Annotated in this window: 16 protein-coding genes and 1 pseudogene; 13 read left to right on the forward strand and 4 right to left on the reverse strand. The window is 45.0% G+C overall.

Going from position 1 to position 22011, the window contains the following annotated elements:
• The first annotated feature begins 268 nt into the window (after nt 1-268).
• A complete protein-coding gene (locus ACM0OZ_RS31955) occupies nt 269-3277 on the forward strand; it encodes a peptidase domain-containing ABC transporter (protein ID WP_414586880.1) in 3009 nt (1002 codons plus the stop codon).
• A 310-nt stretch (nt 3278-3587) separates the two neighbouring features.
• On the forward strand, nt 3588-5183 hold the full coding sequence (locus tag ACM0OZ_RS31960; protein WP_414586854.1) for an HlyD family efflux transporter periplasmic adaptor subunit: 1596 nt from the start codon (nt 3588-3590) through the stop codon (nt 5181-5183).
• A 14-nt stretch (nt 5184-5197) separates the two neighbouring features.
• On the opposite strand, the pseudogene ACM0OZ_RS31965 reads toward ACM0OZ_RS31960, so the two are convergent.
• Nucleotides 5198-6539 (reverse strand): annotated as a pseudogene (locus tag ACM0OZ_RS31965) (RNA-guided endonuclease InsQ/TnpB family protein).
• 285 nt (nt 6540-6824) lie between these two features.
• Here ACM0OZ_RS31965 and ACM0OZ_RS31970 point away from each other — a divergent pair.
• The 4 genes from ACM0OZ_RS31970 to ACM0OZ_RS31985 all read left to right on the forward strand — a co-directional run bounded on the left by ACM0OZ_RS31970 (nt 6825) and on the right by ACM0OZ_RS31985 (nt 10178).
• On the forward strand, nt 6825-7322 hold the full coding sequence (locus ACM0OZ_RS31970; protein ID WP_414586855.1) for a DUF427 domain-containing protein: 498 nt from the start codon (nt 6825-6827) through the stop codon (nt 7320-7322).
• Nucleotides 7323-7515: 193 nt separating this feature from the next.
• Nucleotides 7516-7980, forward strand: a complete 465-nt coding sequence (locus ACM0OZ_RS31975) for a poly(R)-hydroxyalkanoic acid synthase subunit PhaE (RefSeq protein WP_414586856.1) — start codon at nt 7516-7518, stop codon at nt 7978-7980.
• A 7-nt stretch (nt 7981-7987) separates the two neighbouring features.
• Nucleotides 7988-9148: a class III poly(R)-hydroxyalkanoic acid synthase subunit PhaC gene (gene phaC / locus ACM0OZ_RS31980; RefSeq protein ID WP_414586857.1), complete on the forward strand. Its 1161-nt coding sequence runs from the start codon at nt 7988-7990 to the stop codon at nt 9146-9148.
• A 616-nt stretch (nt 9149-9764) separates the two neighbouring features.
• Nucleotides 9765-10178, forward strand: a complete 414-nt coding sequence (locus ACM0OZ_RS31985; protein WP_414586858.1) for a response regulator transcription factor — start codon at nt 9765-9767, stop codon at nt 10176-10178.
• Between the two features lie 4 nt (nt 10179-10182).
• Here the strand turns inward: ACM0OZ_RS31985 and ACM0OZ_RS31990 are convergent, their stop codons facing one another.
• Together ACM0OZ_RS31990 and ACM0OZ_RS31995 are read right to left on the reverse strand one after the other, a co-directional pair.
• Nucleotides 10183-11391 (reverse strand): sensor histidine kinase, encoded by a 1209-nt coding sequence (locus tag ACM0OZ_RS31990; RefSeq protein ID WP_414586859.1) that lies wholly within the window; start codon nt 11389-11391, stop codon nt 10183-10185.
• Nucleotides 11392-12018: 627 nt separating this feature from the next.
• Nucleotides 12019-12282: a hypothetical protein gene (locus ACM0OZ_RS31995; protein ID WP_414586860.1), complete on the reverse strand. Its 264-nt coding sequence runs from the start codon at nt 12280-12282 to the stop codon at nt 12019-12021.
• Nucleotides 12283-12582: 300 nt separating this feature from the next.
• Between ACM0OZ_RS31995 and phaA the strand changes: the two genes are divergently transcribed.
• The 6 genes from phaA (at nt 12583) to ACM0OZ_RS32025 (ending at nt 18864) form a co-directional block, all read left to right on the forward strand.
• A complete protein-coding gene (gene phaA, locus ACM0OZ_RS32000; RefSeq protein ID WP_414586861.1) occupies nt 12583-13785 on the forward strand; it encodes an acetyl-CoA acetyltransferase PhaA in 1203 nt (400 codons plus the stop codon).
• A 264-nt stretch (nt 13786-14049) separates the two neighbouring features.
• Complete coding sequence (locus ACM0OZ_RS32005) at nt 14050-15087, forward strand: hemerythrin domain-containing protein (protein WP_414586862.1); 1038 nt, start codon at nt 14050-14052, stop codon at nt 15085-15087.
• Nucleotides 15088-15305: 218 nt separating this feature from the next.
• Complete coding sequence (phaB, locus tag ACM0OZ_RS32010) at nt 15306-16028, forward strand: acetoacetyl-CoA reductase PhaB (RefSeq protein ID WP_414586863.1); 723 nt, start codon at nt 15306-15308, stop codon at nt 16026-16028.
• A complete protein-coding gene (locus ACM0OZ_RS32015; RefSeq protein ID WP_414586865.1) occupies nt 16009-16932 on the forward strand; it encodes an alpha/beta fold hydrolase in 924 nt (307 codons plus the stop codon). The genes phaB and ACM0OZ_RS32015 overlap by 20 nt, the downstream gene beginning before the upstream one ends.
• Before the next feature lie 27 nt (nt 16933-16959).
• A complete protein-coding gene (locus ACM0OZ_RS32020; RefSeq protein ID WP_414586866.1) occupies nt 16960-17976 on the forward strand; it encodes an SDR family oxidoreductase in 1017 nt (338 codons plus the stop codon).
• A gap of 30 nt (nt 17977-18006) precedes the next feature.
• Nucleotides 18007-18864, forward strand: a complete 858-nt coding sequence (locus tag ACM0OZ_RS32025; RefSeq protein ID WP_414586867.1) for a nucleotidyltransferase domain-containing protein — start codon at nt 18007-18009, stop codon at nt 18862-18864.
• 689 nt (nt 18865-19553) lie between these two features.
• Here ACM0OZ_RS32025 and ACM0OZ_RS32030 read toward each other — a convergent pair.
• A complete protein-coding gene (locus ACM0OZ_RS32030) occupies nt 19554-20684 on the reverse strand; it encodes an alpha/beta hydrolase (RefSeq protein ID WP_414586868.1) in 1131 nt (376 codons plus the stop codon).
• A gap of 251 nt (nt 20685-20935) precedes the next feature.
• On the opposite strand from ACM0OZ_RS32030, the gene ACM0OZ_RS32035 reads away from it, so the two are divergent.
• Nucleotides 20936-21826 (forward strand): LysR substrate-binding domain-containing protein, encoded by an 891-nt coding sequence (locus tag ACM0OZ_RS32035; RefSeq protein WP_414586869.1) that lies wholly within the window; start codon nt 20936-20938, stop codon nt 21824-21826.
• The last annotated feature ends 185 nt before the right edge of the window (nt 21827-22011 follow it).

Consider the following 22011-nt stretch of genomic DNA (forward strand, 5'->3'; position numbering starts at 1 on the left):
AGAAAAGGGAGTCGTGATGCAGAACGGACAAATTCAATACTTTGGAATTGCAACTCTTCTAAATTTAAAAGTTAGAAGTTAACATTTTAATGGTATCTTAACTGGTTACTTTACCTTAATATATCTACAGGGAGCCGCCGTTTGAGCGTATACGAAAAGCCAATCTTCTACTAAGTACGCTAAATATTTGCAGGAAACCGCAGTTCTGGTGGAACCACCTAGAAATTTTACCTTTATTCCTGACTCTGAACTCTTGACTATATTTGATATGACCTATATTAAAAGCTCTGCTTTCCAAGAATTTATCGCCACCTTAGAGGGTTTTGACCAATTACCAACCGAGGTGATTGCCTCATTATCACAACAACTCCAACCTTTGCGCTACCGGATAGGTCAGAAGATTATCGGCAAAGACAAAACCCCTGAACGAGTCACAATTATTTATGAAGGGAAAGCCCGCTTATTAGCATACGATCCGCGTACGCAAATGCCAAATACGTTGAGTTTGCTGGAAAGAGGCGCAATTCTTGGCGAAATTAGTCTGTTACGGGAAATTGCCTGCGAAACAGCGATCGCTTCGAGTGAAGTCATATGTTTAACATTAAGCGCTACGGAGTATTTACGCTTACTCACGATGTACCCAGCTTTTGCCAGGGAGCGTAAAAACCGCTGTCATTTGGTGGAAGTGTTCGATGTCCTCAGTGTCCAAAACGAAGTGCAAGCTTTAGGTGGTACCAACCTCAAAGAACTGACTCAACACGCTTGCGCTGGGGCAAAAGTAGATTACCTCTCACCAGGAAAAACTCCTTATAACCAACAAGATAGCGATTGCATTTGGTTTGTCAGTGGCGGCGGAACGGTAAAAGGCTTCTCTATTGGTTCTCGGTTGGAATTGACTGATTTGCATAACACAGTTGAGGTACAGGGGAATCCGGCGCGGTTAATTGGTTTGCGTGCGTCGGATTTGTTACTGCTTGATAGTATCCAGCGACAACAGCATCAAGTAGATGCTAGTCACCCGCAGACAACAGACGATATAGAGATTCCATACGCACCGGACGAAGAAATAGCACCACCACAGCCCTCGACGGTGCAAGGGAAACAAAAGACCACAAAATACCCATTCTTTGGGGGTAAGGGACAACTCAATTCGGCGATCGCCTGTTTCCAAATGTTATCGAAACATTTGGAAATGCCGTTTCGACGCGAAGTCATTCGCCGCATTTTCAACGACCAGATGAATCGTCAGGGTGTGATATCTTTTCAGCTGTGTGCTTACCTAGCAGAGTTAATTGGGTTAAGGGCGCAGTTGGTAGATGTACCGACATCCTCTGTAACACGTATACCGACACCAGCGCTGGTTCGTTATGGTGATAGCTATGCTGTTCTGTATGAAACAGGTGAGCGCAGTGTTGTTTTAGGTGTCCCATCTAAGGGAATTGTACGCTTCAAACCCGCTGATTTCATCGCCCAGTTGGAAGTTGAGGAAAGCAATGATCTCCCCCAGATGAGGGTATTGCTCCTTTCTTCCACGCCAGCAACACCCCGCCAACGTTTCGGTGTTCAGTGGTTTGTCCCTTATTTGTCGCGTTATCGCCGAGTCCTTATAGAAGTCTTTGTTGCTTCCTTCTTCGTGCAGTTAGCAGCGCTGGCAAATCCGCTGGTCATTCAGATGATTATTGATAAAGTCATCGCTCAAAACAGTATCAGTACCCTGCACGTTTTGGGTGTTTTGCTATTAGTAGTAGGTCTGTTTGAAGCCGTGCTTAGCACTTTGCGAACTTACTTATTTGTAGATACCACCAACCGCATCGATATGGGTTTGGGGTCGGAAATTATCGACCATATGCTGCGTCTACCGTTGCGCTATTTTGAACGCCGACCGGTAGGGGAACTTTCTACTCGCATCAACGAATTAGAGAATATTCGCCAGTTTCTCACCGGGACTGCTTTAACAGTAGGATTAGATGCGCTTTTCTCGGTGGTTTATATCATCGTGATGCTAATTTATAGCTGGCAGTTAACCTTGGTTGGTTTGGGAACAATTCCAATATTTGTTGCCATTACTTTGATTGCCTCTCCTACGGTGAGCAGACAACTACGAAGCAAAGCTGAACGCAACGCCGACACTCAATCTTATTTGGTTGAGGTGATGTCAGGAATTCAAACAGTGAAAGCGCAAAATATCGAGTTGCGAGCGCGTTTTTCCTGGCAAGAGCGTTATGCTCGTTATGTAGGCGCTGGCTTTAAAACTGTAGTTACCTCCACCCTCGCCAATTCTACAAGTAGCTTTCTCAACAAACTTAGCAGTTTGCTTGTTTTGTGGGTAGGAGCATATTTGGTACTGGAAGGAGACTTGACTCTAGGGGAATTAATTGCTTTTAGGATTATTTCAGGGTATGTTACCAGCCCTATATTGCGATTAGCTCAACTGTGGCAAAACTTCCAAGAAACTGCTTTATCTTTAGAGCGTTTAAGCGATATTGTCGATACACCTCAGGAAGCCGAAAAAGACCGTGGCAATATTACCTTACCTCCTGTTGTAGGAGCAGTCAAATATGACAATGTTTCCTTCAGGTTTGCAAGCAGCGGTCCATTGCAACTTTGCAATGTCAATCTCGATATTCCTGCTGGCAAATTTGTAGGAATAGTTGGACAAAGTGGTTCGGGTAAAAGCACGATGATGAAATTGCTGCTGAGACTTTACGAACCAGAGGCTGGCAGAATTTTCATTGATGGTTACGACGTTTCCAAGGTAGAACTTTATTCTTTGCGGCGACAGGTTGGTGTCGTTCCTCAAGAGACGCTGTTGTTTGATGGAACGATTCAGGAAAATATTGCTCTCACGAATCCGGAAGCATCAACCGAGGAAATTATTGAAGCCGCAAAAGTTGGAGCAGCGCATGAATTCATTATGAACTTACCGAATGGTTATAATACGCGAGTCGGCGAAAGGGGTGCTGGACTTTCTGGTGGACAAAGACAAAGAATAGCGATCGCTCGTTCTGTCTTACAAAAACCACAATTATTAGTTTTAGACGAAGCAACGAGCGCTTTGGATTACCCCACAGAACGACAAGTTTGTCTAAATTTAGCAGATGAATTCAAGGGTAGCACAGTATTCTTTATTACTCACCGTCTCAACACCATCAGAAATGCAGACATTATTGTTGTAATGGATGGTGGTAAGGTTATCGAACAAGGAAACCATGATGATTTAATGGCTTTGAGAGGTCATTATTTCTACCTTTACAACCAACAAGAAGTGAAGCTATGAAAAGGAGTCAGAAGTCAGAACTCAGAATTCAGAATATCCCCACGGATGAATCCGGGGGTTTCAAATACGATGCTCCGCATTTTTACTTCGACCTACTTAAAAGTAGGGGCTTTAAACCTCGACTCATCCGCATCCCTGAGTACAGGAGTCATTCTGAGTTCTGAGTTCTGAGTTCTGAGTTCTGAGTTCTTGTTGGTAAGAAGAATTATGAATTATGAAAGTGGAAAAAACACTAAATTTATAATTCATAATTCATTAATTTATAATTCATCATTTTCATTCTCTCTATCTTAATCTTCAGGTAAATATCATGACTCAAGTTAATGAAAATCACCTCAACGGTCATAGCCGTAATGGAACTTATCAAAATGGAAAGTCTTCGGATGCAAGAGTGGTTACTGCTGACTCCAAGCGTCCTAGAGCATCTGAAAGGGATTTTAAGCAGTACAACTTTGAGCAATTAGAGCAATCGGTTGTCCTACGCCAATCTCCAGTGTGGTCACGCACTATTATGGTGACATTGATGGTGTTAGCCTGTTTTGGAATTGGTTGGGCATACTTTGCAAAAATTGAGCAAGTCGTTCCTGCATCACAGGGTCAATTGAAGCCGGAAGGAACAGTGAAAGACATTCAAGCTCCGCTTAATGGAGTGGTGAAAGGAGTTTATGTTAAAGATGGGCAAAAAGTCAATCCAGGAGATTTACTGCTCACTTTTGATTCCGTCACAACTAATGGTGAATTAAATTCTCTCAAAAAAGTTCGTGCTTCATTAATGCAAGAAAACCAGCTTTATCGCCGTTTAATGGAGATTGGTTCTGGAGTAGCGGCTGAAGTAGAATTTATGCGAGGTAACTTGCCAAGAGAAGCTGCTTTTCTGCTGAAAAATCGAGCCGCATTAGTTTCAGAAAATGAGTTATTGCGTAAAGAATTTAAAAACACTGGTGCTGTCGTAGGCTTGGATAGTGACGAACAAGAACGTCTAGAAACAGCTAAAACTGAATTAGATACTCGATCTGCTGCTGCGCGTTTAAAAGTCGAACAGAGCAAGCAGAAACTGGCTCAAAACCAAGTTCAACTCGATGATGCTAAAGGAACTTTAGCAATTGAGCAGCAGATTTTAAGTAAAATGAAACTCTTAGCCGAAGAAGGAGCGATCGCTCAGCTTCAGTACCTCCAGCAACAAAAACAAGTGCAGAATATCAAAGCACAAGTAGCACAATTTGTTGAGGAACAGCGACGTCTGAAGTATGAAATTGAACAGGGACAACAAGAGACGAAAAATACAGTAGCTGTTTCTAGCAAAAACGTGCAGGAAAAGATAGCCAATAACAAACAGCGTATTGCCGAAATCGACAGCCAATTCTCTAGAATTCTGCGTGACAATGAGAAGCAACTGGCTGACGTGGACAGCAAAATCATACAAGCGGAAACAAATATTAAATATCAAAAACTTCGCTCTCCTGTATCTGGGGTTGTTTTTGATTTGCAAGCTAAAAATCCTGGTTTTGTGGCACAAAACAGCCAAAAACTTCTCACCATCGTACCAAACGATAACTTTATTGCTGAAGCTTTCATTACGAACAAGGATATTGGTTTCGTCAAGGAAGGAATGAAAGTTGATGTTAGACTTGATTCATTCCCTTACAGCGAGTTTGGTGATATTAAGGGAGAAGTTGTTTCGGTTGGTTCAGATGCTTTACCACCCGACCAAACACACCAATATTATCGTTTCCCCGTAAAAATTCGTTTAGCACAACAATCTCTCAATGCTCATGGTAGAAAATTGTCTTTGCAGTCAGGTATGGGTATTACCGCCAATATCAAAGTACGCGAAGAACGGACCGTCTTGAGTTTATTTACGGAGTTGTTTACTAAGGAAGTTGAAAGTCTTAAACAGGTGCGGTGAACTACCCAAACGCGCTACGCTGAGGTTTGGGCTTCTGTACTCATAGGCGAGTGCCTCAAATGAGACTTTCGTCCCATTTTTGGTCTTACCTCCCCTCCTACAGCTCCAGACGGCTGAACCTTCCGCCAATAGCCATCTGATACCCTCTGCTCTAATGTTGATAGCTGCATTCCCATCTCGATCATGGTGAGTACCGCAGTGAGGACAAACCCATTCCCTCACATCTAGTGGCATCTCACCCATGTGATAAAAACAATTAGAGCAGAGTTTGGAACTGGGGAACCATCTATCTACTTCAACCAACTTTCCGCCTTTGCGTTCTAGCTTATACGCTAGAAAATTGGTGAACATTCCCCATCCACAATCAGATATTGCTTTTGCCAAATTGTGATTACGTTCGCGTAGCGTGCGCGTTCGCGTAGCGTGTCCGAAGGACTCAGCGCATACCATGCCTTTAACATGAAGATTCTCTACTATAACAGCTTGGCTATCGCTGACCAACTTGTAACTAAGTTTATGTAGAAAATCTTGCCGTGAGTTACTAACTCGTTCGTACACTCTGGCAACAACTTTTCTATACTTATGTCTTGAATTACTTCCTTTTTGTTTACGCGCTAACTTATGTTGCTTGCGCTTTAGGTTTTTCTCGTGCTTAGTAATGTGTTTAGGATTGTCGTACTTAGAAATTTTTTCGCCATCTGTGATAACAGCAAAATGTTTCAATCCTAAATCAATACCATAAATCTTACCTTCTGAGATAGTGGGATTTTCACCTTCTACCTCAGTCAGGATAGATGCAAAATATTTACCTGATGGAGTCTTACTAACAGTGACAGTCTTAATTTTCCCTTCAATCTGTCTGTGTATCTTGGCTTTGACTATCCCGATATTCCCAGGAAGTTTTACATTACCCTTACGGGTTCGCCAGTTCCCTAGGTCGGGAGACCCTCCTATGTCCTTCGGACACGCTGCGCGAACAGGACTGGACTCACCATCTACAATTTTGACATTTTGAGGATACTGAATTGACTGTTTACCGTGTTTTGACTTGAACCGAGGGAATCCGGCTCTACCATCAAAAAAGTTCTTATATGCTGTAGTTAGATTCAGTGTTGTAGCCTGCAAAACTTGGCTATAACAATTGGCTAACCAACAGGTATCTTCTGCTTTTTTAAGGGCGGGAAGAAGGGCATTGAGTGCTGAACGTCCAAGTCCTTTGCCTGTTTCTTTATAAGTTTCAATTGACTTATTCAAAGCATAATTCCACCACCAACGAGAGCATCCAAATGCTTGAGCTAATAGTGTTTGTTGTTCTTTAGTCGGGTATAAACGGACTTGTACAGCTTTATGCAACACTCAAAATCACCTCCTAGTTTTTTATTTTATCACAATATAGATTTAGCGATAAAACTAATCCAGAAAAATTTGGAGGTTGCTCAGACATCCACAAGGGATGCACCTCCCAACCTCCCTGCTATCCATCCCTACCCCGCTACGCGCTCGGGTAGGGACTTCCGCAGAATTAGTTAAAATAAGCTACAGTAGGGTGCGTTAGCTACGTTGACGCACCATTTTTATGTACTTACCATCTGTGTTAATCTGTGTCCATCTGTGGTTCTAAATCTAATCATAAAATCCAAAATGTTTAGACCCCAACGCATTGAACCAGCTCCCGGACAAGAATCAGTATGGGATTATCCCCGTCCGCCTCGCCTTGAGGATACCGACAAACATATCCAAATCATCTTTAATGGTGTCACTATTGCAGATACTCACCGTGCTAAGCGCGTTTTAGAAACCAGCCACCCACCGAATTACTACATCCCACCTGAGGATATCAAAACGGAACACCTCTTGCTCACACCGCAATCTAGCTTTTGTGAGTGGAAGGGAGGTGCTAGTTACTACACAATTCGTGTTGGTGACAAAGAAGTTCAGAATGCTGCATGGTTTTATCGCGACCCTACACCCGCCTTTGCATCAATAAAAGACTATGTCGCTTTTTACGCTCACGTCATGGATGCTTGCTACGTCAACGGAGAAAAGGTGCAGCCGCAACCAGGAAATTTCTACGGTGGTTGGATAACCAGCGATGTCGTTGGACCTTTCAAAGGTATTCCCGGTTCTTGGGGATGGTGAGGCTGAGAATTAAGTAGATCGCTACAAATAAAGTTAACAAGTTTTGGCAGTCCTTAGTCCTTAGTCATTAGTCATTAGTCATTAGTTATTCTCCCTCACTCCCTCACTCCCTCAACAAGTTTTTCCAACACAACCTTTATTTGCTTGAAAATTTGTTATCTGTAGAAGAGGCATTTCCATGGAGTAAACCCTGATGCTTGCACACCAGCAGTACACCGGTGAGTTTAACAAACTGCTTCAGACCTTTGATGTTTGGATAAACTTCAGTAAGGCGAGCTTTGACTATCTGTTAGTGCTGCTTGATATCTGGGTGAGGGCATTTGAGGAACTGATGCGGGAGTTAATCTCTTCCCAAAATAAGGGTGAAACGGTTGAGAACTTGCGGCAGTTTCTGCAAGTCTGGAGTAGTATATTTGACCGAGTATTCGCACAGAGGTTCCATTCAGAGGATGCCCTTGAGATCCAGGGAAAATTCATGAATGCAGCCATAACCTGGCGGCTACACCAGCAACAGCTGATGGAAGTGTTTCTCAAGATGAATGACTTGCCGACTCGTAGTGAATTAGACGAGGTTTACCGCAGCCTCTATGAGTTGCGAAAGGAAGTCAAAAACCTTAAAAAAACCTTGGCAGAATCCTTTAACAACGAAGTATTGTAAGCAGGCGATGCAGGAATTTACTGAGTTATTCCAAAAAGTAATTAAGGGCATTGATATCTCAAGCCGCCTGCGGGAAGAGGACGTTCAGATTGGGGTGACACCCAAGGAGGAGGTCTACCGGGAGGATAAAGTGGTGCTGTACCGTTTCAACTCAAAGGTCGAGCATTCGCTTATTTCAATCCCTGATAGGGATTCATCCGAAACAGGCACCGCTACTGTAGACACAATACCATCGCGTAGGGGGGATGTGTTCGACTCGAAGGAAAACCGCCATAATATCCCCATCCTCATTGTTTACGCCTTAGTCAACCGTCCCTACATGGTCGATTTACAGGAGGGGCGATCGCTCGTTGCCAATTTGCTCAAACTGGGTTTGGATATCTACCTGATTGACTGGGGCTATCCCACCCGAGGCGATCGCTGGCTCACTCTTGATGACTATATCAATGGTTATATCAATAATTGTGTGGATGTGATGCGCAAGCGCCACAATTTGGAGCAAATCAACTTGTTAGGAATTTGTCAGGGGGGAACGTTTAGCCTTTGCTACAGTTCCCTTTACCCAAATAAGGTGAAAAACCTAATTACTATGGTCACTCCGGTTGATTTCCACATCAATCAGGGACTCTTCAATGTTTGGGGTAGATCCACTGTGGGATCAGAGGCTATGGACGTTGATCTCATGGTAGATACTTTGGGCAATATCCCCGGCGACTTCCTAAACTTCACCTTCATAATGCTCAAGCCCTTTCAGTTAGGAATCAAGAAGTATATTGACCTTCTAGAGATAGTTGACAATGAAGAGAAACTTGTCAACTTTCTGCGGATGGAAAAGTGGATTTTCGACAGTCCCGATCAAGCTGGGGAGACATTCCGACAGTTCATCAAGGACTTCTACCAGGGAAACAAACTCATCAAAGGTGAAATCGAGATTGGAGGGAAGCGAGTAGATTTGGGGAATATCCGCATCCCGATTTTAAACATTTACGCCGAGCAGGATCATCTGGTTCCCCCTGCATCTTCCTTGGCTCTTGAGAAGTACATCGGAAGCCAGGACTACACAGTTTGCTCTTTTCCTGTCGGACACGTTGGAATTTACGTGAGCAGTAAGGTTCAGCAGAAGCTTCCTCCAACCATTGTCGATTGGCTGAAGGTGCGACTCCCCTAAGGTAGGAGGTTAGTAAGCCAACAAATAGCTATTGTGAAGTACTATGGGTTCCGCTATGCTTCACCCATAACTTCCCAGGCTCAACCACTACTGTGGCTGATACATACACGATGCACTACCTTGCGGGTAGCCACCAACGCCAGGAGCGCACACTCTTTGGGAACCTCCAAGGGCGCACTGGTTTGTTGACGTGTATCTCCCGTGGGCGTAAGTTTCCGCACTTCCTGCGGTACTTAATCTAATTGGTATTCAGTTGTCTAAATAGCTGTTTCCCAGTTGAGCGGAAGTGCTTCGGAGTTTCAACCGTATCATTTAGCGTCATCACCTAAACAAGGTTGCTCGATTTTTGGCTCGACTAAATGACCCTTTTTTAGCCCCTGACTATGGTAAGTAGCTTATGTTATATTCCCCTAATCTCGTTATGCAGTCAAGTTCCTGCCCTGCTTTTCATCCCCATACTCCACTTTGTTGCGTATAGGGTCTTCTCAGCAGGAGTGATAAATTGACAAAATTCTAGCATTTTGATAAAAGACATCTTGCACCACACTTGTGAAACTGCAAGTCGCTAAGTGCCAAATTGATATAAGCCTCTTTACCTAAACGGAGACTTGATTTTATGTTTTCTTCTCAAGCTAAACCTCAAGCTAAACGCATCCTGGTTGTAGATGATACACAAGATAATTTGTCTCTACTAGAGGCAATTTTAATGGAAGAAGGGTATGAGGTTGATGTTGCCAATAATGGCAAATTAGCGTTAGCCAAGATAGAAGCATCGCCACCCGATCTCGTGTTACTCGATGCCATGATGCCAGGAATGAGTGGCTATGAAGTCACTCGGCGTATTCGGGAAAATAAAAAACTCCCTTTTCTTCCTGTTATTCTGATCACGGCTTATGCAGAGGCTGATATTCCCCAAGGATTAGAGTTAGGAGCTAATGACTTCATCCGTAAGCCGATTGATTTTGATGAATTAATGGCAAGAATTAAAGCATTTTTGCGATTGAAAGACACCATGAATTCTCCTTCATAATTCTTCAGGTACTTGAATGTGACGCGGGTGTTTTGACGAATAGCGGCAAGATGACAGTGAAGGTGGAGCCAACTCCAAACAGCGATACCAGCTCTATTTTGCCTTGCATGAGTTTTACTAGCTGCGAGACAATTGCCAGCCCTAAGCCAGTACTATCGGGTACGGGAGTGCCGCTATTGTCAGCTCGAAAGAAGGGGTCAAAGACACGCAATTGGTCTTCTGGCGTAATCCCGACTCCTGTGTCACTGACTGCAATACACCACTGGTTATCGGATAGTATCTGGCACGTTAATTTGACGCTTCCTGACTCTGTGTAGCGAATCGCATTGCTTACAAGGTTAGTGATAATTTGCTGCAATCGCAAAGGGTCTGTCAGCACTTTTTCGGGGGCACGTTCGCAATCAACCACCATTTGTAGCTCTTTCACAGCAGCCAAAGGGTGCAACATTTGAAAGACATCGTCAATTAGCGATCGCACATCTATTGGCTCTGGGTTCAGTTTCATCTTCCCTGCCTCATACCGAGAGATTTCCAATGTATCGTTGATCAGGCGGAGTAACTGTCTGCCATTGCGTACCACTCGCTCAATGTGTTCCAAATGGGGAACCGTACCCTGAACTTCAGGGTTTTTGCGTGAGGAGCGCAAAATCAGCTCCGAGTAGCCAATAATCGAATTCAGAGGGTTTTTCAGTTCGTGGGCGAGTTGAGAGACATTCTCCTGATTCGCTTTTAGCAAGCGAGTCAGTTCCTGATTAGTTAGCTCTGCCTGACTTTGTAGCTGCTGTATTTCCCGCAATCGCTCGTCCACATAGCTTTTGAAGCACTGGGTAATGGCTTCGTCAATCGTCGCGTCAATCACACTATAAACTCGCATGACTTCCCGAACCGTACCCTCTAGTAAATCTGCCTCTAACGTAGAAAACATCACCTGGCGCAGTAGACGATACTCCCGCGCAATTTCTATTGGAGTGAAACCTTGTGCAGCCCTCAATACGCCATGTTCCAAACTATTCTGCACTATCGACTGAATATCGCTGTCCTGGGATTGGGAAAGCACGGTTGCCATCGCCATGAGAACATCGGGAAGATGATCCCGTATAGCTGAGCCTGGTAAATCATCGGCACTCGAAATCTGCCTATCAAAGCGAACTGCTTCTACCCAGTTTTTTGTGATTGTGTCTATTTTATCAACAAGCAATTGACTAAAATTCATTGTGGCTCAGCGCGGGGAGGAGTAGATTGCAAAACTCAAATCTTGCACCATTTAAAGTATGGACGGGCAAGATGCCCATCCCACAAAAATTGGATGGATTTGTGGAGTGGGCGCAAGACCCGTCCTTATAACTGGTGCAAGATGTAAAAAAACCCTCTTTGCATCATTTTAATGGAGCGATGGTGCAGTTTACGATCGCTAGTTGTCTCTTAATAATCTCTACTTGGCTTTTCTGTCAGTTTTGGAATGAGGACAAAATTGCCCAAAATCCAGCACCTATTTCTTAAGTTTTGTATTCAGGAATACGAACTGGTTAAAATTATGCCTTCTCTCTTTAGATAGAAGATTAGACAAAGTTGCAGGGTTAAATTTTAGTCAATGGCTTTGTTAGCGAAGTAGAACTCTTAATGAAAAGAAAGAATAGAAAAAGTTTCCCCTAAAATAACCGTTTCACACGAAAAACACTCCCCCCAATAAATTATTGGGGGCTTTATTAATACTCAAAGTATGTTTGTCAGAGAAATTATTTCATAATTCCTTGACAAACACACTTTAAAAAAACAGAAAGCACTCCACTATATATGATGTGAACCGAATGCCACTCTACTGCTCACTCAGCTTTTTGATTCATACTTTCCGTAACATATTGAAATAGCCCTCCCAAAATTGCTTCTGGGTTTCGAGTGACATACGAGCTAACAGAGCTTGCAATTCTAGAGAACTTGTCACCACGTTTTCCTGGAATTTTAGGGTATTCTCGAAATTGTTACGGAAGTTTGGTGTGGTAAAGTTCTGCATATTTGGCATCATCGATGTCCAGCTATTAAAAACCCCTCTTTGCATTTCGCTTAACTGTCTTAAGTACTGCTCAAAATTATTGAACAAATCCATTGTCGTTGCCCCTTTTAATTTGTTATACAATACTGATTGTCTTATCTAAGACTTGTTTAAATAATAATTGATAACTCGCCTTATGGTTGATATATAAAAAAAATTTTTTACAATTCATGGGGAATAGTTTTTTGTAAAGCGCTCTTGAAAACATGAATATTAAGGCTTAAATGTGCAAACAATAGCTATGTTAGGCAAACACTAAAGAAGAGCAAAACCACCTTTGATAAACCAATGGAATTTGCTTCCATAAGCATTCCGCTTGAAGTTGGTAGCGCTTAAAAACGTGAGATTGTAAAAATGGTAATCAGTATGCAAGAAGCTTATATTGTCTCAGCAGTACGCACGCCGCTTGGTCGGTTCGGAGGTGTTCTGGCGGGTTTTTCGCCAGTGGATTTAGGTGCGATCGCCATGCGCGCTGCGTTGGAACGGGCAGGAATATCCGAGGAAGCATTAGACCTTTACATCTTTGGCAATGTCCTGAGAGCTGGTCACGGACAGTCATTGCCCCGTCAAGCGGCTTTCAAGGCTGGAATTCCAGAAACGGTGAACGGCTATGCAGTGGACATGGTGTGTTCCTCGGGAATGATGAGCGTGATGAACGCCGCCACTGCTATCCGCGCTGGTGAAGCCGACATCGTACTTGCTGGCGGAATGGAATCTATGTCCCAAACCGGATTTTTCCTATCACACCGAGCCAGATGGGGGTACAAATTCCTGCTAGGTTCCCCAGAGCAACTCACAGATATTTTACTTTACGACGGTCTTACCGATCCCACGACCGCTGAAGCGATGGGAGAGCAAGCTGAACGGCTGGCAGCAGCTTACCAGGTAACGCGGGCTGACTTGGATCAAGTCGCTCTCTATTCACAGCAGCGGGCAACACTCGCCACGGAACAAGGCTACTTTCAGAAGGAGATTGTACCGATTGAGGTTAAAGGGAAGAAAGGTTTGGAATTGGTCGAAAAAGATGAAGGAATCCGCCCGGAAACCACTTTGGAAAGCCTGACCCGACTCAAGCCTGCTTTCATAGAAGATGGGGTGTTCACTGCGGGTAACAGTAGCCAGATATCAGACGGAGCAGCAGCTCTTGTCTTGGCAAGCCAAACGGCGGTGGAACGTTACGGACTGGTACCTGTAGCACGAGTGATTGGGGGATCGTGGGTCGGTGGGGAAGCTTGGCGCTTCCCTGAAGTTCCCATACTCGCAGTGAATAAGCTTTTAGACAAGCTGAAGATGAGAATCTACGATTTTGACTTGTTCGAGAACAACGAAGCTTTCGCTTTAAGCAACGTGCTGTTCAATCGCGTGCTGGGCATTCCTTACGAGAAGCTCAATATCTTTGGGGGGGCGATCGCACTAGGGCATCCCATCGGCGCTTCTGGGGCGCGAATTATGGTCACGCTGCTCAACGCTTTGCAGCACAGGAATGGGCAGTTAGGGCTGGCAGCGGTTTGTCATGGTACTGGTGGCGGTACGGCGATCGCACTGGAGCGACTTTGACAAGCCATCCGACTCAGCTTTTTGTGGGCTAAACCGAAACATCTAACCCAGGCTAGGTGGACTCAAACTGGATCACCTGCAAAATCAAGGTATTCAAGCTTTTTGTTGCTTGAATACATAACCTATTTCCATCACTAAAGTAATTGTGTTCGATCAGGTTCTCAAAGCCAGACGTGAGTAACGTTTGGGGAACTTGTGCTGAGCTACATTACCTGTGCGGTGAAACGAGAGCAATCAGATTATTTCCATAGAGGAGAACTAAACGTGGTAACAACCTTAGAGGATACAAAGCGGCTTGCGATCGCCGAAAGATTGGCAGACCTGAAAGCGTTTCAAAATTTAATTATCTCGAACGACCAAAAACTCATAGATGCCTGCCCCGATGAAGATGTTCGCAAGCGTCTCCAAAATATGCTTGAGGATGACCGGAAAAACATAGGCATCATAGACACTGTCATCGTTCAATACGGCATTCAAGCTGAACCTAGTGCTGCAACCAAGATATTTATTCCGCAATTTGAGCAGATGATGTCAGGCAATGAGTTTACGTTTTATCAGAAACTCATTCACCATGAACTCATGAAGCATGGTCAAGCCATGAGTGGAGTCATGATCCACAAAGCCGCTCAGAAGGTAGGGGCAGACATTGAAGTGGCAATTGGGCCTTTGAATACCGTCAACTTTGAGGGTCGCGCTCACCAAGAACAGCTCAAGGGGATGCTCGAACAGGTCGGTGTCCGCGAAATGACGGGTCTTGATGCCGATCAGGGAATTTGGGCACGGGTGCAAGATGCGATCGCTGCATTCTCGGGTGTAGCTGGCAGTGTGATTACCCAAAACACTGACAAACAGGATATGAACATCCAGACCCTTATCCGGCTGGATCACGAGAAGGTGAATACCATCTTCACTGAAATCGGAGCTACTAAAGATCCTCAAAAGCTCCAAGAGTATTTCGGGCAGCTCTACAAAGATTTATTAGCACACGCTCAAGCTGAAGAAGAAGTTGTCTACCCGAAAGTTCGCTCGTTCTACGGTGATGACAACACTCAAGAACTGTACGATGAGCAAGCCCAAATGAAGCAGATGTTAGATGAAATTAAGTCTATTAACCCCGCTTCCGCCGACGAGTTCAGATCAAAAGTTAAACAGCTGATGGATGTCCTTGGCGACCACATTCGCCAAGAAGAATTTACGATGTTCCCGGCGATCGACAAAAATTGCAGCAACGAGCAGAAAGAGCAAATGGCGACTGAATTTAAAGCTGCCAAGAGCAAAATTCAGCAAGAAATGGCAGTCTAATTGCAATAACAGCCAGTATCTTGCTGTACTTGAGCAGGTTTTATAACGCTTCTCACTTGAATAAAGTACAAATTTATCTGTGTCCACCCCCCTCAGTCCCCCCTCTTGTAGGGGGGAAGAGGAAAAACTTTTATTTATTGTCCATCTGTGGTTCATTATTTCTTTGTGTACCTTAGCCAATTGCAAACCGCTATATATAACAACAGTGGAAGTGATTCATGGTCTCTTTGGGACTGGAAGACAAAGTCGTTTTGGTAACTGGCGGTAATCGAGGGATAGGAGCGGCAATAGTCAGCCTCCTAGAGGAGTTGGGAACCAAGGTTGCTTACACATACCGTAGCGATAGCAATGCTCAGAATAAAGCTTTGGCAATTCAAGCTGATGTGACCGACTCCGCAGCAATGGAAAAAGCGGCTCAACAGGTTGAACAAAAACTAGGACCAATTTACGGGATTGTCGCTAACGCTGGAATTACCAGAGATAACTTTTTTCCCAAACTTAAGACAGATGACTGGGATGCGGTAATTGATACAAATTTGAAGGGAGTGTACAACACGCTGATGCCCGTTATCCCCAAGATGTACGAGCGTCGGGAAGGTTCGATTGTCTGTATCAGTTCAATTTCGGGTGAGCGAGGAAACATCGGTCAGACCAACTACGCAGCATCCAAAGCGGCTGTGATTGGTCTAACAAAGTCCCTAGCTTTAGAGGCGGCTCGCTACGGGGTACGAGCTAACGCTGTGGCACCGGGATTTATTGAAACTGATATGGTCAACTCGGTTCCAGACAAAGTCAAAGAGCGCATTCTGTCTGAAATTCCTTTCCGTCGTTTTGGCAAGCCCGAAGAGATTGCCTGGGCAGTGGCTTTCCTGCTGTCGCCCATAGCCGGCAGCTACGTCACTGGTGAAGTTCTTCGAGTCAATGGTGCCCATCATACTTGAGGGATTTGTAACGGCAATGGCTGATGCTTTAAACATGATGGAGCAAAGTGTGAAAACAGCGGTTGAAGAGCGGCGAATAAATGTAAACGGTTTAACCACTCGCTACTTTACAGCGGGCAATTATGACCCACCGTTAGTGCTCCTACATGGAGATGCTGACAGTGCTGTTGATTGGTCTTGGGTGATTCCCACGTTGGCTAATCGTCATCGCGTGTTGGCATTGGACTTTCCAGGTTTCGGCGATGCTGCTAAACCCAACCGCGAATACTCGGTGGAATTTCTTAAGCAGTTCGTGGCTGATTTTCTCGACGCTTTAGGAATTGAGCGGGCAATACTGGTCGGCAACTCGCTAGGTGGTCTGGTTGCCCTGCGCTTTGCACTGTCACATTCTGAAAAAGTTGCCGCCTTGGTGCTGGTAGACAGTTCCGGGCTGGGTCAGGTGGTCAACCCAATCCTGTCCCTTTTGACCGTGCCGTTGTACGGAGAAGCTGCGACACTGATGTGCAAAGTGCCTCCTAACAATAAGCTGCGAGCTTGGGCACGGGCATCGCTATTTTTTGCTCATCCCTCACTCGTTCCGGAAGAGTGGATAGCAGAGCAGGAGCGTATGTCGCTTCTTCCCAACTTTCTTGAAGCCACCCTGTCCTCGCTGCGTGACCAGCTGAATTTGTTTGGACAGCGCCAGGTGTTGCTTGACTCTTTAGGGCAGTTACAAATGCCAACCCTTGTTGTCTGGGGTACAGAAGACTTGATTTTCCCAAAAGAACAAGCTCAAGATGCAGTCAGCCGTTTACAGAAAGGACAACTCGCCTTGATACCTGACTGCGGTCACATACCCCACATTGAACGTCCCGAACAGTTTACCGAGGCGTTGAGCCAGTTTCTGGCGGGCGTTGATTTTTAGTAAGAACTTTAAGGAGTAGTAGCATCAATGCAACTAAAGCCAATAAATCAGCAAGTTGTTTCAGTCGTTGGAGCTTCGAGTGGCATCGGGCGTGAGACAGCGCTCCAGTTTGCACGGCGTGGGGCAAAGGTGGTTGTCTCTAGTCGCAGTGAGGCAAAGCTAAATTCCTTGGTGGACGAGATTCGAGCGTTTGGCGGTGAAGCAACTGCGATCGTCGCCGATGTAGAGGTGTTTGATCAGGTTAAGGCGATCGCTGACCGTACCGTCGAAGTATACGGGCGACTCGATACGTGGGTGCATTGCCCAGCGATCGCCATCTTTGCCACGTTCGATAATACCACACCAGAAGAGTTTCAGCGCGTCGTTAATATTAACTTGATGGGGCAGGTATACGGTGCGATGGCGGCGCTACCCCATCTCAAGCGTGAAGGGCGGGGGGCACTAATCCACATATCTTCAATCGAGGGCAGACGAAGTCTCCCATACCAGAGTGCGTACTCTGCAGCAAAGCACGGCATAGAAGGCTTTGTGGAAGCCCTGCGTGTCGAGCTACAACATGAGAAACTACCCATCAGTGTGACGAGTGTGAAGCCAGCAGTCGTCAACACACCCTTTTGGAACAATGCTCGCACCAAGTTAGGCGTGAAGCCGGCAGGGATACCACCCTACTATGACCCTAAGCTAGTGGCTGATGCGATCCTCTATGTTGCTGAACATCCAACTCGTGACTTCCTCGTTGGAGATGCGGCTAAGGCGTTAGATATCTTACAGCGGCTCTCGCCCGAACTGCTAGATTCCTTGTTGCTGCTTATCGGCTTCCGGCTGCAGCGCACCACTGAGCCAAAGTCTGAAGATGAACGAAACAGTTTTTACGAGCCTGTCCCCACTGATACTAGAGTTGAGGGAGACTTTAGCCACATGGTGATACCAAGCATTTCTGACTGGCTGGATAAGAATCCGCAGATCAAGTGGGGTGCAGTTGCTGGTACGGCAGCATTAGCTTTGCTGGCGGTACAAGCATTGAACAACGGGAGGGAAATTTAGCGAACCTTAAAAAGAACCAAAATTCTTCCAATGAATCAGCAATTGCCCCAGTTCATTAACCATGTTGTTGCTCGTTTGCAATCAATAGAGGGAATTGCAGCGATTACACTGGGTGGTTCACGGGCACGGGGCAACCATACTAAAAAGTCAGATGTGGATCTGGGGATCTATTACAAGCCAGAGCATCCCCCGGATCTAATTGCTCTAAATCACCTTGCCTGTGAACTTGACGACAAGCATCGCATAAACCTCATCACTGCAATTGGTGAATGGGGAAAATGGATTAATGGTGGTGGTTGGTTACAGATCCAAGGTGTACCTGTAGATTTTCTCTATCGTGATTTGGCACAGGTTAACCGTGTCATTGATGATTGCCATGCTGGGCAAATCACCATTGAATACCAACCAGGACATCCTCACGGCTTTGTGTCCTCTATTTATATGGGTGAAGTTGCTATTTGTCAGCCACTTTACGATCCTCATAACATTTTAGAAGCTTTAAAGGCAAAAACAAAACCTTATCCTGTTGAGCTTAAACAGGCAACTATTGATACCTTTGCCTGGGAAATTAGTTTTTCACTCTTAATTGCACAAAAGGCAATTGCACGCGGTGATGTTGCTTATGCAGCAGGTTGCTGTTTCCGCAGCGTGGCTTGCATCAATCAAGTGTTATTTGCACTCAATGAAGATTACTTGTTGAATGAAAAGGGTGCGGTGGCAGTTGCCAACACATTTGTTATCTGTCCACAGGACTATCAACTAAGGGTTGAGTCAGTTTTTGCTCTGTTAACTGCTGATGCAAAATCAATAACGGAAGCGATCGCAATCCTTGAAGCAATTGAGCATGATTTGAGTCAGTGGTATGGAAATCGTCGATTAGTTATGTGATATCTAAAGTTCATTAACGCAGGAGTATTTGAGCGGATTTGCTACACTGTATCTCTGACTAATCTGGAAGCCTGTTTCTTTAGCTTGAACGGAAAGACGCGCCCCACACCGTACTCGAAGAGTCGGTGCCCTTATGAATAGCCGAACAAAAACGAGGCGTATCCCCGACCTATGTTAACCATAGGTTAGCGCGGGAGTGGGGTACCCTCGTTTTTGTTAATCTCCGTGTTGGGCAAAGAGTCAACAAGCGTCTTCAACAATTTGAGTAATCGTCTTATCTTTACTTGAGGCATATAATCGTAACTTATTCAGTCTGCTTTGTTGATATCCTTAAATTCAATCGTGCTTCTTTCATAATGGGTAGTCAAAATCTACCCATTATGCTAACATAGAGAGGTGTTGACAAAGGCTAAAATTCTGGTCAACCATCTGTACCTAGACAACTGAAGATAAGGGGTTTTACTAGGAAGTGGGGTTTTAAATATGCTGTACGCTAACTCCTGCCTCTAGTATGGAAAATCTTCAAGGAACGTAGGGGAATGGTTTTTCAATCATTCAAGTCGGGAGGGACACGTGCCTGACTATAAACTGCGGTAGTGGGAAACAGTTGGAGTACCACGAACGAATTTCTGCTCCGGATAATTTCCGGCAGAAGCCTACACCGTACCGCTCTTGTCGGTGTAGGAGTGTCACGACAAGAATGACAGCACCTCTTGCAAGAAGCGATCGCGCCCTCGCTCAGGACGGTCAAGAAACAGATAATGTGTGCCGTCTTTTATCGTTACTGTTTTAACCTTTGACGCTTTCACTAACTCGGCTTGTAGCGCCTTGAGATCTGCAGGTCTTGACCAGAAATCTCGCTCACCTCGAATGACGAGTGTAGGCACGGTAATATCTGCAGCTGACCAATATTTTTGACCACGCGCCAGGTTGTAACTTTCCAATCGGTATGCGCCAGGAATTCGCAAACTGGGAGGCTGACGAGAGTTGCTTGTTGGGTCACTTGCCAGTACGGCTTGCTGATAAGCTTGCGCCACTGCTGGATCACGCCATTGGTTTTTATCTGCCACAGGAATTGTTTTATTCCATTGAGCTACCAGTCCAGAAGCTGTAGTCAGTCGATACGCTCCTGCACTTTTGTCAAACTCTCCTGGTCGAGCCGGATTCTCGAAGCTCTTGCCGAGTTCCCAGGGTGCTTTCACCCCGTAAAGACTGTTAAGCATCACTAAATGACTCAGGTTATCGTTATTGCGGCTGGTGTACATCCCCGCCCAGTGTCCTCCCGTTGCCCAACCAACAAGCGCCACCTTACGTCCTGATTCACGTTGCCGAATCCAGTTTACTACTGCGCTAATATCTCGTACTGCTTCAAAAGAGGTGACAGTTGGCGGATTTTGCTGAGGTGGTTGATTAAGTGCCGTGGGACTAGTGGATTGTTCCCATCCTCGTACATTCATGAGATAGACAGGATGTCCAGCTTCTGCTATGTCTGCTGCAACTGAATATCCAGGGACATCAATATCAAATGATGTTACACTGCCTGGTCCGCCGCCGTGAATCAGTAAAACGGGTACGCGAGTATTATTTGAAGGACTATTAAATTGCACCTTGCGGACAAAAATTTGAATACCGGGATCACTATTGACAAAATTATCTTCCCGGGTAATTTGAGGGTTAAGAGATGATGCTTGGCTTATGATTTGAATTAGTTTGGTGACGTTTTGTGCTTGTATTGGACTACACGAGACAGTCAGTGTAGTTGACAGGAGTGCAACCGTTAAAGCTTTCAAACCATGTATTTTTAAATGCTGTATTTTCATTTCTTACCTCCTTTGCTGCAACAAAATCGTGAAAAAAATAAGTAGCAAAAGTTACAAATAAAACTGCTCTATCCATCAAGAGATTGCTGCGATGTTCCCAGAGGGCGGCTCCCTCTGAGAGCATCGCCTACGGCGGGCGCTCTGCGCGATCGCTAAACCCGCAGCGCCTTACTTACCAGAGTAAAAATCCTGATTAAATATGTCCAATATAATTTTTGTTTTAAACTAATATCTAAAAAGTATTAGACTAGATGGAACTTCGACATCTGCGTTATTTTGTGACTGTGGCGGAGGAATTGCACTTTGGTCGAGCAGCTCAACGATTACAGATTGCTCAACCGCCACTAAGTCAGCAAATTCGCCAACTGGAGGAAGAGTTAGGTGTTCAACTTTTTCACCGCACTAAGCGCAGTGTTCAATTAAGCGAAGCTGGACAGCTATTCCTAGAGGAAGCCCGTCAGATTCTCACACGATCTGAGCAAGCAATCCAAATTGTCCAACGAGCTGACCGAGGTGAAACTGGTCGTTTAACGTTAGGCTTTGTGGGGTCTGCAACTTACAGCATTCTTCCAGCAGTTTTGAAAGTTTTTCGCAGGCGGTTTCCAGAGGTTCTTCTAAGCTTGCATGAGATGACGACAACTCAACAGGTTCAAGCGCTGCATGAAGACAGAATTCATCTGGGTTTTGTTCGTCCCCCCATACATGAGCAGGAACTGATGATTGAGTTGGTTTACAAAGAGCCATTTGTAGCGGTGCTACCAGAGGTTCATCCCTTGGCAAATGAAACACAAATCTCGCTGCTTACGCTAGCCAATGATCCCTTCATTTTGTTCCCACGTTATTTGGGATCGGGTTTTTATGACCAAATTGTGAGTATGTGCCAACAAGTCGGTTTCCAACCTCAAGTCGCGCAGGAAGCAATTCAAATGCAAACAATTATCAGCTTGGTTGCAGCAGAGTTGGGAGTAGCTCTAGTCCCTGCATCTGTGCAAAATCTTCGACGAGTTGGGGTTGTTTACAAAGCTTTGGCAGAATCAACTTCACAGGTAGAATTGGCAATGGTTTGGCGATCGGATAAAATATCGTCTGTTTTACAAAAGTTTTTAGAAGTGACTAGACAAGTAGCTAGCTCTGGGGTTTGATTGACCTCTCCCCGCTCGTGCATAGACGGGGATTCTAAACTGTTGCGGAACAGGAGCATCTATTGCCGTCCTGTTCCGCTTTTTAGTTTTGGTTTCCCAGATACGAAATCTGGTATGCAGGTCGGGGTGAGACGTAGTTTCATGCGGTTTAAGCTGAAAACAGTACCGACTCGGAAAAGCTCTCA

Source organism: Scytonema sp. PCC 10023 (genome assembly GCF_963920835.1).
Lineage (GTDB): Bacteria > Cyanobacteriota > Cyanobacteriia > Cyanobacteriales > Nostocaceae > Kalymmatonema.

Bases quoted from the DNA above. Each gene is read 5' to 3' on its own strand.
- ACM0OZ_RS31955 (WP_414586880.1), top strand. From the start codon at position 269: ATGACCTATATTAAAAGCTCTGCTTTCCAAGAATTTATCGCCACCTTA.
- ACM0OZ_RS31960 (WP_414586854.1), top strand. From the start codon at position 3,588: ATGACTCAAGTTAATGAAAATCACCTCAACGGTCATAGCCGTAATGGA.
- ACM0OZ_RS31970 (WP_414586855.1), top strand. From the start codon at position 6,825: ATGTTTAGACCCCAACGCATTGAACCAGCTCCCGGACAAGAATCAGTA.
- ACM0OZ_RS31975 (WP_414586856.1), top strand. From the start codon at position 7,516: ATGCTTGCACACCAGCAGTACACCGGTGAGTTTAACAAACTGCTTCAG.
- phaC (WP_414586857.1), top strand. From the start codon at position 7,988: ATGCAGGAATTTACTGAGTTATTCCAAAAAGTAATTAAGGGCATTGAT.
- ACM0OZ_RS31985 (WP_414586858.1), top strand. From the start codon at position 9,765: ATGTTTTCTTCTCAAGCTAAACCTCAAGCTAAACGCATCCTGGTTGTA.
- ACM0OZ_RS31990 (WP_414586859.1), bottom strand. From the start codon at position 11,391: ATGAATTTTAGTCAATTGCTTGTTGATAAAATAGACACAATCACAAAA.
- ACM0OZ_RS31995 (WP_414586860.1), bottom strand. From the start codon at position 12,282: ATGGATTTGTTCAATAATTTTGAGCAGTACTTAAGACAGTTAAGCGAA.
- phaA (WP_414586861.1), top strand. From the start codon at position 12,583: ATGGTAATCAGTATGCAAGAAGCTTATATTGTCTCAGCAGTACGCACG.
- phaB (WP_414586863.1), top strand. From the start codon at position 15,306: ATGGTCTCTTTGGGACTGGAAGACAAAGTCGTTTTGGTAACTGGCGGT.
- ACM0OZ_RS32015 (WP_414586865.1), top strand. From the start codon at position 16,009: ATGGTGCCCATCATACTTGAGGGATTTGTAACGGCAATGGCTGATGCT.
- ACM0OZ_RS32020 (WP_414586866.1), top strand. From the start codon at position 16,960: ATGCAACTAAAGCCAATAAATCAGCAAGTTGTTTCAGTCGTTGGAGCT.
- ACM0OZ_RS32025 (WP_414586867.1), top strand. From the start codon at position 18,007: ATGAATCAGCAATTGCCCCAGTTCATTAACCATGTTGTTGCTCGTTTG.
- ACM0OZ_RS32030 (WP_414586868.1), bottom strand. From the start codon at position 20,684: ATGAAAATACAGCATTTAAAAATACATGGTTTGAAAGCTTTAACGGTT.
- ACM0OZ_RS32035 (WP_414586869.1), top strand. From the start codon at position 20,936: ATGGAACTTCGACATCTGCGTTATTTTGTGACTGTGGCGGAGGAATTG.